Source organism: Xylanivirga thermophila (genome assembly GCF_004138105.1).
GTDB classification, from domain to species: Bacteria; Bacillota; Clostridia; order Caldicoprobacterales; family Xylanivirgaceae; genus Xylanivirga; species Xylanivirga thermophila.
Genome location: NZ_RXHQ01000024.1, coordinates 26,913 through 42,634, shown reverse-complemented (window position 1 = coordinate 42,634; position 15,722 = coordinate 26,913). Strand labels below are relative to the sequence as shown.

The window sequence follows — 15,722 nt, the reverse complement described above, 5'->3', positions numbered from 1 at the left end:
GTCAAGGTTGGGTAGTATTTTCTCGTATACACTCGAAAATCTCCACCCTCCCCTTGACAAGAGGAAGTAAATGGATAAGTATGATTTTCTCAAAAAGTGTTGCATTTAATATTGCAATTTAGAAATATAACTTAACCTTTCATGTGAAGTATTTATTAACCACGGCTTAGAATTTTTTATAAAGCATAAATCCTCCGGTAGGTTGGGTTGAAGCCACTCATGCAAGGAATTTGATGCTTGCTTTAGTATTTTTTTAGCGTTGTTATCAGTATTGTAATAGTATACTAATGCTGGTTGTTCACATAAAGTTATTGTTCCAGGCCATTCGAACTGTTCTTTTACTTCTTTTAAAAATGGCTTTAATTTTTCGAGAACACTATCTATATTGTCTGATATATCTATATCACGTCTTACTACTAAAATGAATTCATCACAGATATCAAAAGCCAAATCAATTAAATCTCTATAGACTTTATTCTCAGGGTTATTCTCTATAAACATAAATATTCTCCCATAATAGTGATATATTCAATTATCCAGCATAGCAATAAAGGCAACCATGCCCGCAACTCTGCCCACTATATGCTCCAATATCTTTTGACCTGGTACATCCGCATTCTTTTCTTTGCCCTGCATCTTTTGCATGGGATGCTCTTTTACCGAACAATGCTTCAAGGTAGGCCCCGTCTATACAATGCCCCTTCTTCACCCCAGGTACTCCTTCAATGATGGGGCTGCTGCATGTATAAATTGTGACCCCGTATTTGTCTGCAATCTCCACTAATTGGCTTACTAATTCAATCTGTTGTTGCTGTGAAGGAAGTAAACAGGCAAACTTCGATTCTTTCATTCTTTGTTCTACTTTTTTATATAGGCAAAGGAAACTGATGGTACAGCGATTAACTCCAAAGGAAGAAATATCCCTGCATAAAGCCTCAAACACCTTCAGCCTTGCTCTTTCAAAGTTATCTGGTGTCGGTTCCTTCTCTCCCCTGATACTAAGAATAATAGGGTCAAATCTCCAGTTTATTTGCTGCGGTGAGTACCTTCGAGCCAGTTGCTCCATCTGTCTTAGTGCTACATTTGTATCAACAACATTTGGCTCCAGAAACCTAGAATACCCTGTGATTGTAAACTGAAAGTACAGATTATACAGCGACAAATATCCAGGGTTCTTAAGTACATTGGCAAACGACTTTGACCACAGGCATATGGAATGCACCCTTTCAGGAGACAGGTCCACCATGTATGTTGACTTATTGTAAGGATTTTTTACCATTACATATTTATTTTTCAAACTTTCCTGAAGCCAATCATAATAAAACGCAGGAATATCCGTTCTTCTGCTGCAACTTATTATCTCAAGCATCGGTTTTGAATAATGCCTCCATAAAAAATTTGTGTTAACGATGTGTGTAAAATATTTAATACTATTTTATATATCCGCCATGAAAAGACAATCTATATATTTCAATACCATCAAAGTATATTGCCTCATTCCCATTAAACTCAGAGATATCTCCCTGCCATGAACATTTATAAACAAACCCATCCTGTTCAAATAAAGCAGGTCCTCTGAATGGTTTTTCAACAGGAACTGCCTTTAATGCACTTTTCAAGCATTTACTGAATCCTGATGGAATTTCGTCAACGAGCATCTTCCCATAGTAATTCATTCCCCATATGGGCTTTTGATTTTCAAATACCACTTCTTCGCCAATGAAATCAGCACTCCCGAAGTAAGAGTCTATGTATAGTAAATCCCCTTCACTATAGTGTAAATCCTTTGAGTTCGGCCTTGAAGACGTAGAAAGAATCCCATCTCCAGCATATGTATTTATCTTTGCTCTGACCAGAAATTCTTTCAAAGCCAATTCTGTGCAGTTCATTGTTTTCATCACCCTTCCTGTTTATTCTCACTCTTTCTTATATAATTATGTATTTAGTAAATTCCCTTAACCTCCTGAAACTACTGCATTCATATAGATTTTAATGCGACAAAAACTAGTTTAGGTATTAGGCAAAAGGTACATAGGCTAAGGATTAATAATGTATTATATAGCCCCTTAACCCTTTTACCTTTCAAGGATTACTTTACAAAAATTCTAGCATTAAAATTTGACTTTCGCCTAACACTCCGTATAATTTGGAAAAATCTATTATTTGAAAGGATGAATTTTATGAGTAAAAGTTTAGTAATAAAGGATTTTAGGACGCTTAAAGTTTGGCAGAAGGCGAATGCTCTTGAACAAGAAATAGAAGCATTGGTTAAAGCATTTCCAAGCCATGAGCAGTATCGGCTTACTGACCAAATCATTAGAAGCAGTCGAAGTATTTCCGCAAACATAGCCGAAGGAAATACCCAACTGTTTATAAAGCGGGAATTATTCCATGCCAACGCTGCTCTTGGCAGTTGTGGCGAAACGAGAAACCATTTACTTACCGCATATCAGAACAACTATATAAGTGAAGAACAATACAAAATTTTAGATGAGAAATTCCTTGAAGTAATAAAAATGCTGTATGGCTATATAAAGATGTTAAAATCTTGTTTAGATAATGAATCAGTTACAATTGACCTCTAAATCTTTACATCCTCCATAATATTTTTCACCTGCAAACCTTTATTCCCTTGTATCATCACTAAAGGATATCGTAAAATGACTTACCAATATCGTCTAATTCTTTTCAAAAATATCTGCTGTCTTTTTCCTCCACTAATTCCCTATAAAATTCCCTGATAGACCTTTCTTATGAGACATCTAACTAGTTCGACATAACAAATATATTATAAAATTTATGATAATTCTGTCTCTAGAGATTCACTTTTAAAATCTGTATATATCAAGTTATCAGTCAGATTTTTGTCATATGAACTTCCAATTGAAAAAACTATATTATTACTTTGAATTGCATTGCTCAATCCTAATAAATACATGAAACATAATATTAAGTGTCCTTATATTTTTTTAGCAGACAAATACAATAGAAATTCTTTTATGTTTTGTCTTATATTAATATCATTATTATTATCCATACCTATTTAATCCTCACTATAATCTGGAAATTCGTCTCCAAATATTTCTGCCCACTTTTTTATGGCTTTCTTGTGATTCTTTTCATTTGTTTCTGCTGCAATTGCTTCATTCGCCTTGTCATAATCACTTTTTGCTTTGTTTGAAATTTTCAATTTTTCATCATAAGTAAGAGTGTTTAAATCTCCTTGAATTTCTTTTGGGTCATCAATAGAATACCAAATGTTATCTTTTATATATAATAAGATGTCTCTAAATCTTAAATCAATAAATTTACTTACGCTATCCACACTCTCAAAATATTGTAATAATAAGCATTCTAATACATATGATGGCATCAATGGCATTGTAGGTCTTCTATTCCAATACTTTACCAATCTTATAGTTTCCAACATTAAACCATTATGTTTTTGATTCAAAGTAGATACTTTATCTTTATCTTTACGTGGGTCTGTTTTTTGCCAGTTTCCTTTTCCATCTGGTATTATGTAATAATTTCGTCCATTGGATTCTACAGTTGTTATAAAACATGGTACAATATCAAAATTCCATTCATAAGATTTTAATTGAAGAGTGGCTGCTGCACCGCTCTTATGGGTTTCTGCTTTTTTATAATCGCTTAAATTTTTAAGTTCTTTAATAAATTTATTAATGACTTTTGTTGAATTTAGTACATTAGTATTTTCATTGCAACAACTCTTTTGGGGAGAATTATCATCATTCACATAAATTTTAATCACATTTCCAAAATCATCATAAGTACTGCCATCACCTTTTATTCCAATCATAATATCAATGTCATCTAAAGGTCTAATTTTTGTTTTTCTAGCAAATGAACCAAATGCAATATCAATGTCATGATATAAATTGAAAAAATCTTCATTAGAACCCAAACTATGTATATTATCTATAAGATTATCCCTGCTTTTTCTTGCAGTTTTGGTTTTGTCTGAATCCAAGTTGACCTTATCCCGAATAAACTCTTCAAATGCATTATTTACCGTGGTCGCCATATTTTCACCTCTTAAAATAGAAATAATACCATTATGTTCCATTCAACAATATTATACAATATTCACGTTTAATGTTCATCATTTTATTCATTTTTTACTGCATTTATTAGACATATCTTCTAATTTTATCTTTTTACTCATGTGTCTTAAATTTATTAACAACTTTTAATAAAATACGAGTCAGTCCTCTGTAATAATTGCTTTTTTATACTTATCTAAAATTTCGCCTTTTAACATTTCAATGAATTGTGTTGATTCTTTTTGATACTTTTTTCTTAAAAAGTAATATAAAAAATCTGGTATAGAAATATTGGTTTTTCTATAGTCAAATATTTTTCTTTGGATAACAATTGATTCTTTATAAAGATACTGATTATCTATATCATTTAGTTCCTTGGAAATATATGTATAAACCCTATTTATTCTGTCTTCCAATTCATCACAAATTTTTATTATTTCATTATTATGCTTAATTAACTTCATAATTTCAATGCTTACCGGTATAGCATATATTAGGTTAAAAATTGCATATCCAGAATAATACTTTACTAACATATAAACATACATACTTATTGCAGTGATAATAAGAAAATACAATACCTTATTATAATCTCTTCTAAGTTTACTTTCCCAGTGGCAGTTTTCATTTTGACAAAAGAGCCTAGCAATTTCAATAGGTAGATTTGATACATCACTATACCAATTATAAATAGTTCCTTTAGTATTAGGTTTAATTTTTTCATTAAATTCTTTATTATGCTTTATCTTTAAATCTATTGCGTATCTTTTCAACTTGTCTAGATTACTTATAATATCATCGTTAATTGGAAAGTCGAACAAACTTCTATCAATATATTCTTGATATTCTGCAGCCATTAACTTAATTGATGCACTTCTATCATTAAGAATTTGAGATATAACTATCCATATAACAGTTGCTAAATTATAATGATAATCAAAATTATTTTTAACAGCAGGTAAAAGTCCTAATATATAAATTGCAACTCCTATCCAAAATAGCAGAAGATTAATTATTTTTGCATTTGAATATAATTTTCTTTGAGCAAAAAAATACAATAAAAATTCTTCCTCATTTTGTTTTTTATTAATATCATTCAAACATATCACCAACCATTTACTTATTTCTTAAAAAAGCATCGACATCAGTTGCTAATGTGGTACTCTCCTCATCTAAATCAAGAAATCGTTCTTTAATTCTATTTAATTTTTGCAAGCAGGCATCGTAGTTAATGTTCGATATGAGATTTATGCTGCTATCCCTCATATCCGGAATTTTTTTGTTTTGTACAAGCGTTATAAAATGATTCAAAATGTTGATAAAATCATACTTATAATTATCATAAAAATAGTATTTCCTCTCAAAATCTATATGTGCTGATTCAACCGCATAAGATGATATCTTCACATTATAACTTTCTTTAAAAATATATTTAAATAATCTAATGCTATTTTTGAATTGTTCATACTTTGAACCAGTTTCATTAACAATTTCCTTATCAATTCGTGGATTTGTTATAATCCAGCCCCCATCTGCATCCCCCTTTGGTATAGTGTAAAATATCTCATTAGAACCAACTTTTCTAAAAATGCTTCCAGGTACAAAATCAATATATATATCTTTACTTTTAATATGTGCTGTAACAGCCTGTCCATCTTTTTCGCCAGGTTCACAATCATAAGGTTCTAAAACTTCATCAATAATACCCTTTAACCAATTCATTATCTTCCTTGGACTTACAGATTCAGGGTCGTTGTCTTTCTTATATTTATCAAAGTATTTAGGGTTAGGGTCAATAATACCAATTCCTTCGCCTATTTGAACTCCTCCTTGCTTAAACACCCCACCATTCGAATCAATAATAAGCATAATATCAAATTCATCCACATCAGATACTTTGGTCCCTTTAAAATAACTACCAAATGTTATATATTCTTGGCCATTTTCCTTATATAATTGAGGGCTATCTATTTTTTCTTTTATCTTCTGAATTACTCTATCTATAAGCCATTCTCTACTTTTAACTCTTGAACTAATATCCTTTAGTGACAAAGCCAAATTTTCTCTTATAAATCTATTAAACTCATTATTAATAGACATGTACTTATCACCCTTAAACAGAATTGTAAACGTTTCACTATATGAAAAAGACTGAACGTTTATAAAAAAGGTGTTCAGCCTTCATCAAAATATAAATCTTATCTCAAATGAATTCTCTAATCTATTTCAATGTTTCCTCATGTTCTTTCAAAATTCAGCCATCCTTCATCATCTAACTTTTATCTCTTTCCTTAACTCCTAATTATTCCAATATTCAAACTAATCTTGAAAATGTAATATTTCTATCTCCACAACGTTTTAGACAATTAATTATTAAAATATAATATAGTTTATCCTTCATGACATAGCGGACAACAAATTGCGCATCCATCAGCGTCGCTGTAAATCTCTTTTGCTTTCTTCTTAGCACCTACACAATTAGGAAAATAACCTAGATATGTTTTGTTTGAGATTTTCAGTTCATTTGCATGTTCCTCAGTATGTACTTCATGATGTAGACCCGGATTTCTGGTTTGGTCGTTATTAACATAATAGTATGGCATTATTCTGCCTCCTTTCTAAAAATTAATATATCCACATGAAGCAAACGAAAGTGAATCCACATATATGTCGTTAAGAATGTATATTCTACAATTTACTATATATCACAAGTATAAATTTGTCAATAAATCCATAATTTTATTTTTTCTTGGCTAAATTTCTACCACTTTTAGAGCAAACTATATATTCCCATGCTAAATTTCAATAATGTACTCTATTCCCTTTCTCCTTGTTCCTTAATCCTGCCTTCTGTGTAAACATCAAATAAACTCGTTCCATTGCAAATAAAGTCGTTCCGCTGAAAATAAAGATGTTCCTTCGGAACAGGATTAAGTGAATAGGTTTAAGGGATAAGGATGTTATCCAATAAAATAAATCAATCCTTCATAATCCACTTATCATGCGGATTACGAAGGATTTTATCTTTTTCTCCTTATCCCTTTCCCCTTATTCCTTATCCCTTCTACGGAACGCCTTTATTTACTTTTTTCTCTTCCAATTTTACCATTTAATTCTATCTAATCATCTATTTTATGGAACATCTTTATTTGCATCCATTTTATCCCATACACCAACCATGCGGGTTTGCGGAGTTGGGGAGGGAATGAGTTTATTTTATATTCACATGATGTTGTCAACATCAAATAAACCCTTTCCCCAGCAAATAAAGTTGTTCCCCGGCAAATAAAGTTGTTCTCTGGAACAGGGTCAGGAAGTAAGGTTTAAAGGTTTTTCTTCTTTTATTTTTTCTTATTTTAAAATCTTTCTATCCCTCTAATATGAGGCCTTTAGCCCCCTTTTCTTTCTCTTGTTTCCCTTAAATTTTCCCCTAAATCCTGCCCTTACGGAACGACTTTATTTTCTTTATTCCCTCCCATATTTTCCAGATTATGTATTAAAAAACGTCTTTTCAGGAAGCGACTTTATTTTCTTGTAGTTTATTACAATTCAGGTTCAAGGGCAGTAGTATCAAGGGGTTGAGGGGTATGATCTTGAGGGAACGACTTTATTTGATGGTCACAGATGTTGTCAACACCAAATAAACTCGTTCCAAAACGAAAATAATGTTGTTCTAAAGCCCTGTTTTTTGCAACTTTGGAAAGACTCTATTTGCAAAAAGGAAAGTTTTGCTTGGTTTGTATGTGTTGGAGTGCTTTAAGAAGAATATTATTTATAATGATTATGGTTTGTGTATAATGCGCTTAAATATTATTTCTGCTGCTTCTTTGGCAGAAATCTTGCTTACATCAATTTTCTCTGTATCCATTTCAACATAATTTTTTAATCTTGGTATACTTCTGTTAATAACGTCTTTAGTCCTTATTCCCAGTTCTACATCCTTTGTAATTCGTGAAATTAATGATTGTTCTGAACATACTAGAGAAAACTTATATAATATAGAATCGCGTTTGTCTAATCTAGATAATACATCATCAAGAACACCTTGTTTATGCATTACATATACCAACCCTTATAGATGTAATTAAGAGAGAGGCATCATCAAGAACACCTTGTTTATGCATTACCCAACAAAAAATAACATTTTCATACACCGAACATGAAATAAAATTATTTAAGAGATAACTAATATTATCTACTACCATCTTTTTGGTTTCATCATTCACGATAAAAGGTGACATATCCCAACACCAATCACCATCAAGAAAGACACAATTTGGCAATAGTTTTTGCAATTCTCTGCTTGTTGCTGTCTTTCCTACGCCCATAGTTCCATTTATAAAAATTAGATTTTTCATTTTCCACTCTCCAACACTTAAATAATCTCTAGTACACAATAAAATACTAATAGGTCATAATAATTTATAATACAGTTTAATTTTTATATAAGTACTCTTTGTGAGGTTACGGCTCACTTACTATCTCTTCAACTATATCCTTATTATCCTTTTCAGAAAATATCGTTTCTATATATGTAGATAAATGTCCCATTATAAGTGATATTTTCCAAGCCCAATCTTTAATAAGGTCTATTATAAAAAAGTTCATTATATAATTAAATGCAAAAACAAAAAATATAGAAGCATAGCAAGAAAATCACGTATAAGTTTTTGATGAAAAAATCAAATACAGTGGGATGCTTGCTATGACTAATTCTAATTAGTAATACAGGTACACGCAAATTTGAACATCTAAATTCCTATAAATACAGAAAAATATACGCTTGTTAGTTGTCAAGTCGAATAGCCCTTTTCCATTCTTTCAATTTTGAATAAGACTCTCTAGGTAAAATACCTATGATAATAAAACATACTGCCAGCCCTTGCAAAAATCCTAAAAATAATTCAGGTGCATTAAAAAAACGACTTAAAACAATGTAAATTGCTTGTGCAAAAATCCCTATGAATAGCTCTTTTCTCATATCAACATCTCCTTAAAATTGAATAAATTTATTTCCTTTCCTCCTTTCTTCCCTCAATATGGAATAATAAGCCAAAAGTTAATGATCTTCCTTGTATCCTCTATGCTTTTATGTGCTCTCCAAGTTACATATTTAGTAACCTCGTTATCGCTTGCCCAATTATTAAACATATCCTCAGCATCACTTATGGCTATCTTTCTTAAAATAAGTCTTTTTGTTTCAATATTTTGGGTACCTATACTATTCATTATTTTTTCTCATTCTATAATAGAATACTTTTACCTGGCAAATTTAACAGTCGTTCTTCTGAAACTGTTTATGTATCATCTGCCCTAATATGGCCTTTTTAAACTTTACAATAATACTCATCCCAAAAATTCACATTATATTACTAATATATACCATGCACCTTTATTTTACACCATATTATCTATAAAATCATCTGCTTTTTACAACTTACTACTTTTTAGCCAAATCTCTCGTTTTACAGCAAACAATTAAAGCCCTGCACCCCTATGAACTAGGGAGCAAGGCTTCTACCTATAAAGTGATTACCAAACTTTAATATAATTATTACCTTTTGTCATAATAGCAATCGGTCCTATGGGGCCTTTTTCAGGGCTTTTTTTATCTAGAAAATCAATGTCTAAGATTAAATCACTACCATCGGGATTTTCAAACTCAGCGTCCACAATACGTACCCGTTCCAGTGTCTTTGTTGAATGGATTTCTCCGATAATCTCCTCAAAACTATCCGGTAATTGGCATGAGAGATAAACCTCTTCACCTTTATCGATAATACGAAACTCTGGATCAAATTCTCTATCAACCAGCTTGTCTTTCTCTCTTTCGAAGGGCTCTGCTCCATTGAAGTATGCATTTTTGTTAATATACACAGGTTGCTCAACTAACTCAAATTCTTCAAGGTCACCATGTTTTTTATTAACATTTTCGATATACTCTTCTAGAGAAGTGGTATAATTTTTATAATGTGAGGTTCCAACATCTTCTAATCCATCTGCTCCTATAAAAATATTATTGTAGAAACGATCATCCCCACCATAAACAAATGCAAAGCCTGCAACTTTTGTACTGTGTGGAAGATGATATTGTGTAGAACGATTTAAGACTTTTTGCTGGTTCATCTTTCCAGCAATTAAATTATTTATATATGCTCCACCTTGTGATATATTATCTATTGCATATTCCGAAGCCATGATATTATGATCCACCATATATGGTCCATGGCTTACTTCCACAAATAAATCCCTGTTATTATTATAAAATAGGTTTTTGCTAACTCTTGTACCCTGTGCCTGCCAATCCAACCATAAACCTAATGAACAATCATGAATACGATTATTATGAATCTGTACATCAATAGCCGCATGCAATTTTATACCTGCTATTTCATGGCCATAGAACTCACGTTTTAGAGCAATGTTATAAATATGATTGTTATAGATTTCACTAAATACACATCCTAAATGGCCGACAATTGCATTTTGACCACAATCAGAAATAATATTATTTCTGATAATATGGGAACCAATCTTTTCCTTGGACCAACCATTACGCTCGGCACTAAAAACAGCTTCCAACTGATATTGATATCCAGGTTTATCCTTCCGAATGGAACGATAGTTGTGTCCCGTTGAACCTTCTTTACCAATACTTATAGCACTACATTTTGCATCATGAATGATATTATCTTCAATTATCCAACCTTTACTCCAATTTGCACCAATCAATCCCGGTTGATTAGCTGTAGGAGGTGCCCATGGTGTTGCTGCTTGTGCCATCTCAAAGCCCTTCACGGTAATATAATCTATACCTGTTTCCGTGGGATAAAAACAAGATCTGCGCACATTTATTTCAACAAATTCTTCATTGGGATTAGTACCTTGAAAATTTGCATAAATTGTTGTATTCTCAGCATCTACTTCTGCAAACCATACATATTTTGTCTGTTCAGGATTGTGGACAGGAACAATTTTTTGTGTCCAATGATCTAGCACTTCTGTCCTAACCTGTGGGTCAATCAATTCCTCATAACAACTAACCTCATAAAATGACATACCATTTAGATACACATCCCCTAAATGTTTCTTTTCATCCACTGTAACCAGCCAGTCTCCAAATATCTCTTCCTTATACGGATTGAATTCACTGAAAAAGGAGTTTGGTAACTCACATTTCCAAACATTCCCTTCTACCTTTTGCCAAGTTTGTACCTGCTCAGATCCTTTGATAACTACCTTTTCACCTTCTGCCGCTTGATAGATAATTCTTCTTTTATCACTTAATCCTTTATACCTAGGTTTTACCCATTCACGGTATACCCCTTCATGGACTATAATCGTGTCCCCAGCCATAGCAAGAGAGGCAGCTTTATTTATAGTTAGAAATGGATTTTGCAAAGTTCCTTGTCCTTGATCGGAACCGGTTTTTGCTACATGGTATTCCATTGTTTTTATAACCTCCTTCAAATTAGATTAACTTCATTATAGGAAATAGCAGCTGTTATTTCTATGCAAAAAGTAGTATACTTTAAGACAATATTAGTGTTTTAAAGGGGGAAAAGTCATGGTGTTTTTTGAAAAACATGGGGTAGATGAAAAAGAATTATTTCGATTTTTCTCATTGAAGAATTATCAATTTCCATTTCATTTTCATCGGGCATATGAATTAATTTATATCAATGATGGTGAGTTATCAGTATCCATTGACCAAAAAAAATATCTATTAAGAAAAAATGATTTAGCCTTTATATTTACAAATCAGATACATGAATTTAAGAGTGTTGATTTTTCGAAAATTACTATTATACTCTTTTCGCCTGAACTAATTGGAGATTTTTATAGAAGTTATAAGGGACTTATCCCCAATGATAATGTATTGCATTTAGAGAAGAATTTAGATTTTAAAAAGCTAAATTCCATCTATAGTCAGAAAAGCTTTCTGTATGCTATTTGTGATGACTTTATAAATCAAAAGTCATTTGCTTCTATTAAACAGTCAGCTCAAACCAAAACACTCTATAAAATTCTCCTTTACATAGAGCAAAATTATTCTAATGATTGCACACTAAAATCCGTTGCAAGACATCTAAAATACGACTATCCTTATTTATCAAAGTTGTTTGCTAATCAGATGAACATGACCTTTACTGCATACTTAAATAATTATCGGATTTCACAGGCGTGTTATCTATTAAAAAACACCAATCAATCCATTGGTAAAATTGCATTCAATTGTGGTTATAGTAACCTAAGAACCTTCCACCGAAATTTTAGGGAAATAATGAACATATCGCCTAAAGAATATCGAGAATTAGATTAATCAAGAAAACAATGAGGTTACAAAAATGGCTATTCAAACTATTCCTAAAAAATATTCAATATAAAAATACCCCTCCTTGTATACTTTTTGCTTAATTTTTTTACAAGAAAGAGTATTTCTGATCAGTATCTTATATAATTTTTTACAGATTTATCTTCAATTTAAAACTATGCACCTTTCTGTAGTAACCCTGAAAGTATGGATGTTCGCACAATTATCCCAATCATCTTTTCATTATCATCGGTCACTACTATGGGGTATTTAGCCTTGGTTGCCTTTTCAATAAGATCCTGTATATATACATCACCTTTAGTGGTATAATAATCATCTCTTAAAATATCTTCAAGGGAAGATCTTTTTTCCTTGGCAGCCTTTATACAATCATCTATAGTAACAATCCCTTTAAGTTTTCTATCCTTACCTATTACAAAGACACTTGATATATCGTTTGACTGCATCTCCTTTATGGCTACATTTACGCCATCCTTTAAAGATACTATAGCATTCGGCTTTTTCATGATATCCTTAGCCTGTACTATCTTGGTTCGATCTATATCCCGTACAAAATCCTCTATATATTCATTGGATGGATTTTCAAGTATCTCCTCTGGAGTACCAATTTGCACTATCTCTCCATCCCTCATTACGGCCACCCGATCTCCAAGCTTAAACGCTTCATTTATATCATGGGTAATAAAAATAATAGTCTTTTTTAGTCTATCCTGCAGGTCTAAAAGCTCTAACTGCATATCCCTTCTTATCAAAGGATCTAATGCGCTGAAGGGTTCGTCCATAAGTAATATATCAGGGTCATTTGCAAGGGCACGTGCCAATCCGACCCTCTGTTGCATACCACCACTTAATTCAGAAGGCATTTTTTCTTCCCAACCCTTTAACCCTACTTCTTCAATAGCCTCCATAGCTATTTGATATCTTTTCTCCTTATCTATACCCCTTATCTCAAGGCCGTACTCCACATTTCCCAATACCGTCCTATGGGTAAAAAGTCCAAATTGTTGGAATACCATAGCCATCTTTTTCTGTCTAAATTCTCTGAGCTGCTTTTTGTCATATTTTACAATATCCTCTCCATCAACTATTATCTGCCCTGATGTAGGCTTATTTAAGAGATTAAGACAACGTATCAACGTGGACTTGCCACTCCCCGATAGGCCTATTATTACAAATATCTCTCCTTCTTTAACAGAAAAGGATACATTGTTTACACCTACTGTCTGACCCGTCTTATTTAAAATATCCTGTTTGGTCCAGCCTTTTTTTAATCTATCAAGTGCCATCCCGGATCTGGAGCCAAATATCTTTACCAAATTTTTAACTTCTATTTTATATGCCATGTTGCACCTCCTTTACACTCATTATACATGCTTATATTTTTTAGATATGGTTTGGGTGATTCTGTCTATTATTATCGCAAGAAAAACAATACTTATTCCAGCATCAAATCCCATTGCAATATCCGTTCTATTGATAGCTATAAGTACCTTTTCACCCAATCCTTTAGCACCTATCATGGATGATATTACTACCATGGACATAGCTGCCATTGTAGTTTGATTTATACCTGTCATTATAGTAGGCATAGCTTGGGGAAGTTCTACTTTTGTGAGCACCTGCCACGAAGATGAGCCATATGAATATGCCGCTTCTCTCATCTCTTTAGGAACGCGTCTTATGGCCAAGTTGGTAAGCCTTATACATGGCGCTGTAGAATATATTATAGTAGCAAAAACTGCAGGCACCGTTCCTAAACCAAAGAATATCATAGCTGGTATTAGATGGACAAAACTTGGCATAGTTTGAGCCCCATCCAGCAATGGTTTCATAAATGCCTCTACCTTTGAATTGTAAGCCATGTGAATGCCTATTGGAATACCTATTATTATAGAAATTATTACACCGGTTAATACTATAGATAGGGTAAACATCATTTCATTCCATAATCCCAATGTTCCTATTAAAAATGTCATAATAGCATATATAAAACCTGACTTTAAGTCAATCATTCTCCATCCCAAAATAAATATAAGCAGAATGAATATAAACCACGGGATAAAAGTTAGGAATTTTTGTATATGTGATACGATCCAATTAACTCCTGTACCTAAACCATCAAAAAAGCCTTGGCAATGCCTTGTAAGCCAGTCTACAAACTTTTCCACATAAAATCCAAATCTAATACTAAACGCCTGTGGAAATTCCCTTATCCCCATATCTAACCATTTGTTACCTGAAACTATGGATGCATTTACCTTTTGAGCTATATCATCTGGAACCCACTTTGTCCATATATCTTTATGCTCCTGTAAAAACCATTTTGCCACTTCTTCCGGCTCAGCATCGTTATCCTGCATATAGGCAAGCATCTCACTAGTTAACTTAGTACTAGTTTTATAATTTTTCAAAAACTCTGCAACCTCCGGAGTTTTTTCAGGTAAATTCTTGTTTACAGCAATAGTAACCCTAACACCTGGAAATTCACATCTATATCCATTAGCCCATTTTTCTTCAGTATATGGTTCATCCTCCAAAAGAGTCATATCATATTTCCCAGTTATCCATGTAGGATCCCAATAATATCCCACCCATGGTTCTCCCTTCTCATAGGCGGAAACAATGGATGTATTAAGGGAAGTATCAGAACCTGGATTAAAATAGTCATATGTTTCATCCAATTTATACGTATCCATCTTTGTTCTAAGTATTTCATCGGAAGCCCAGTTTGGCGGTGCCCCATATATTCTACCCTTATTTGGCATATCGGGATCATTAAATACATCCCAGTATCTTGGTAAATCTTTTATGGATTTAAGATCAGGTGCAAGGGGCTCTATACCCCGTTCCTTATCTCCTTCTATGACATAGGTAGGCACGTACAGTCCTTGAGCATTGTCATCAAAATTGACTGATAATTCTATAATCTCCCCATTTTCTATACCTGGTTCATAAACATCTTTTATATTATCCGTCCAAGACTCCATACATATATCAATATCACCTTGTCTAATGCCCCTTATTACTATAGGAGATGAACCAGTCATAATATCCGTTTTATATCCATATCCATTCTCAATTATCGTAGCAGCTATTGCATTGTGAATCTTTATGCTATCCCAACCTGCATCAGCAAAAATAAGCTTTTCTTTTTTTTGACCTTCATTTGAATTGTTTTTATTATCATAAGCATATGCATTAACACTAAATAATATTATTCCAACCAATATCAATGATAAAACAATTTTCAATTTTTTGAATACTCTAATAACAAACCACTCCTTTTTATTTAAAATTTAATTTTAAACGCATCGAATTAT

General features: G+C 32.4%; 14 protein-coding genes and 1 pseudogene. 2 read left to right on the top strand and 13 right to left on the bottom strand.

The genetic code is table 11. The annotated features are described in order from the left end of the window. Positions 1-105 precede the first annotated feature (105 nt). The 3 genes from EJN67_RS10475 to EJN67_RS10465 all read right to left on the bottom strand — a co-directional run bounded on the left by EJN67_RS10475 (position 106) and on the right by EJN67_RS10465 (position 1,889). Complete coding sequence (locus EJN67_RS10475) at positions 106-501, bottom strand: stage III sporulation protein AH (RefSeq protein ID WP_129724256.1); 396 nt, start codon at positions 499-501, stop codon at positions 106-108. A 31-nt stretch (positions 502-532) separates the two neighbouring features. Then, entirely contained in the window at positions 533-1,369 is an 837-nt protein-coding gene (locus EJN67_RS10470) for a DUF1848 domain-containing protein (protein ID WP_129724255.1), read from the bottom strand. A gap of 61 nt (positions 1,370-1,430) precedes the next feature. Beyond that, complete coding sequence (locus EJN67_RS10465) at positions 1,431-1,889, bottom strand: DUF5680 domain-containing protein (protein WP_129724254.1); 459 nt, start codon at positions 1,887-1,889, stop codon at positions 1,431-1,433. A gap of 291 nt (positions 1,890-2,180) precedes the next feature. Between EJN67_RS10465 and EJN67_RS10460 the strand changes: the two genes are divergently transcribed. Beyond that, entirely contained in the window at positions 2,181-2,585 is a 405-nt protein-coding gene (locus EJN67_RS10460) for a four helix bundle protein (RefSeq protein ID WP_114219388.1), read from the top strand. Positions 2,586-3,043: 458 nt separating this feature from the next. Here EJN67_RS10460 and EJN67_RS10455 read toward each other — a convergent pair whose 3' ends face one another. The 8 genes and pseudogenes from EJN67_RS10455 to EJN67_RS10420 form a co-directional block, all read right to left on the bottom strand. Further along, on the bottom strand, positions 3,044-4,048 hold the full coding sequence (locus EJN67_RS10455; RefSeq protein ID WP_114219389.1) for a nucleotidyltransferase: 1,005 nt from the start codon (positions 4,046-4,048) through the stop codon (positions 3,044-3,046). A 180-nt stretch (positions 4,049-4,228) separates the two neighbouring features. Continuing rightward, positions 4,229-5,167, bottom strand: coding sequence for an S-4TM family putative pore-forming effector (locus EJN67_RS10450; RefSeq protein WP_114219390.1), 939 nt, complete (start codon positions 5,165-5,167; stop codon positions 4,229-4,231). A gap of 16 nt (positions 5,168-5,183) precedes the next feature. Further along, positions 5,184-6,167, bottom strand: a complete 984-nt coding sequence (locus EJN67_RS10445) for a hypothetical protein (protein ID WP_114219391.1) — start codon at positions 6,165-6,167, stop codon at positions 5,184-5,186. Between the two features lie 290 nt (positions 6,168-6,457). Further along, positions 6,458-6,670: a hypothetical protein gene (locus tag EJN67_RS10440; RefSeq protein WP_243641285.1), complete on the bottom strand. Its 213-nt coding sequence runs from the start codon at positions 6,668-6,670 to the stop codon at positions 6,458-6,460. Positions 6,671-7,848: 1,178 nt separating this feature from the next. Then, positions 7,849-8,425 (bottom strand): annotated as a pseudogene (locus tag EJN67_RS10435) (AAA family ATPase). Between the two features lie 428 nt (positions 8,426-8,853). Then, on the bottom strand, positions 8,854-9,048 hold the full coding sequence (locus tag EJN67_RS10430) for a hypothetical protein (RefSeq protein ID WP_129724253.1): 195 nt from the start codon (positions 9,046-9,048) through the stop codon (positions 8,854-8,856). A gap of 53 nt (positions 9,049-9,101) precedes the next feature. Next, positions 9,102-9,296, bottom strand: a complete 195-nt coding sequence (locus EJN67_RS10425; RefSeq protein WP_129724252.1) for a GNAT family N-acetyltransferase — start codon at positions 9,294-9,296, stop codon at positions 9,102-9,104. Between the two features lie 303 nt (positions 9,297-9,599). Further along, on the bottom strand, positions 9,600-11,516 hold the full coding sequence (locus EJN67_RS10420; protein ID WP_129724251.1) for a right-handed parallel beta-helix repeat-containing protein: 1,917 nt from the start codon (positions 11,514-11,516) through the stop codon (positions 9,600-9,602). 118 nt (positions 11,517-11,634) lie between these two features. Between EJN67_RS10420 and EJN67_RS10415 the strand changes: the two genes are divergently transcribed. Next, positions 11,635-12,390 carry an AraC family transcriptional regulator gene (locus tag EJN67_RS10415; RefSeq protein WP_129724250.1) on the top strand — a complete coding sequence of 252 codons (756 nt, stop codon included), beginning with the start codon at positions 11,635-11,637 and terminating at the stop codon, positions 12,388-12,390. A 167-nt stretch (positions 12,391-12,557) separates the two neighbouring features. On the opposite strand, the gene EJN67_RS10410 is transcribed toward EJN67_RS10415, so the two are convergent. Both EJN67_RS10410 and EJN67_RS14265 read right to left on the bottom strand, forming a co-directional pair. Then, positions 12,558-13,745: a quaternary amine ABC transporter ATP-binding protein gene (locus EJN67_RS10410; RefSeq protein WP_129724249.1), complete on the bottom strand. Its 1,188-nt coding sequence runs from the start codon at positions 13,743-13,745 to the stop codon at positions 12,558-12,560. Between the two features lie 21 nt (positions 13,746-13,766). After that, complete coding sequence (locus EJN67_RS14265; RefSeq protein WP_243641284.1) at positions 13,767-15,653, bottom strand: glycine betaine ABC transporter substrate-binding protein; 1,887 nt, start codon at positions 15,651-15,653, stop codon at positions 13,767-13,769. Between the last annotated feature and the right edge of the window lie 69 nt (positions 15,654-15,722).

Coding starts and splice junctions, on each gene's coding strand:
- EJN67_RS10475 (WP_129724256.1), bottom strand. CDS start 501: ATGTTTATAGAGAATAACCCTGAGAATAAAGTCTATAGAGATTTAATT.
- EJN67_RS10470 (WP_129724255.1), bottom strand. CDS start 1,369: ATGCTTGAGATAATAAGTTGCAGCAGAAGAACGGATATTCCTGCGTTT.
- EJN67_RS10465 (WP_129724254.1), bottom strand. CDS start 1,889: ATGAACTGCACAGAATTGGCTTTGAAAGAATTTCTGGTCAGAGCAAAG.
- EJN67_RS10460 (WP_114219388.1), top strand. CDS start 2,181: ATGAGTAAAAGTTTAGTAATAAAGGATTTTAGGACGCTTAAAGTTTGG.
- EJN67_RS10455 (WP_114219389.1), bottom strand. CDS start 4,048: ATGGCGACCACGGTAAATAATGCATTTGAAGAGTTTATTCGGGATAAG.
- EJN67_RS10445 (WP_114219391.1), bottom strand. CDS start 6,167: ATGTCTATTAATAATGAGTTTAATAGATTTATAAGAGAAAATTTGGCT.
- EJN67_RS10440 (WP_243641285.1), bottom strand. CDS start 6,670: ATGCCATACTATTATGTTAATAACGACCAAACCAGAAATCCGGGTCTA.
- EJN67_RS10430 (WP_129724253.1), bottom strand. CDS start 9,048: ATGAGAAAAGAGCTATTCATAGGGATTTTTGCACAAGCAATTTACATT.
- EJN67_RS10425 (WP_129724252.1), bottom strand. CDS start 9,296: ATGAATAGTATAGGTACCCAAAATATTGAAACAAAAAGACTTATTTTA.
- EJN67_RS10420 (WP_129724251.1), bottom strand. CDS start 11,516: ATGGAATACCATGTAGCAAAAACCGGTTCCGATCAAGGACAAGGAACT.
- EJN67_RS10415 (WP_129724250.1), top strand. CDS start 11,635: ATGGTGTTTTTTGAAAAACATGGGGTAGATGAAAAAGAATTATTTCGA.
- EJN67_RS10410 (WP_129724249.1), bottom strand. CDS start 13,745: ATGGCATATAAAATAGAAGTTAAAAATTTGGTAAAGATATTTGGCTCC.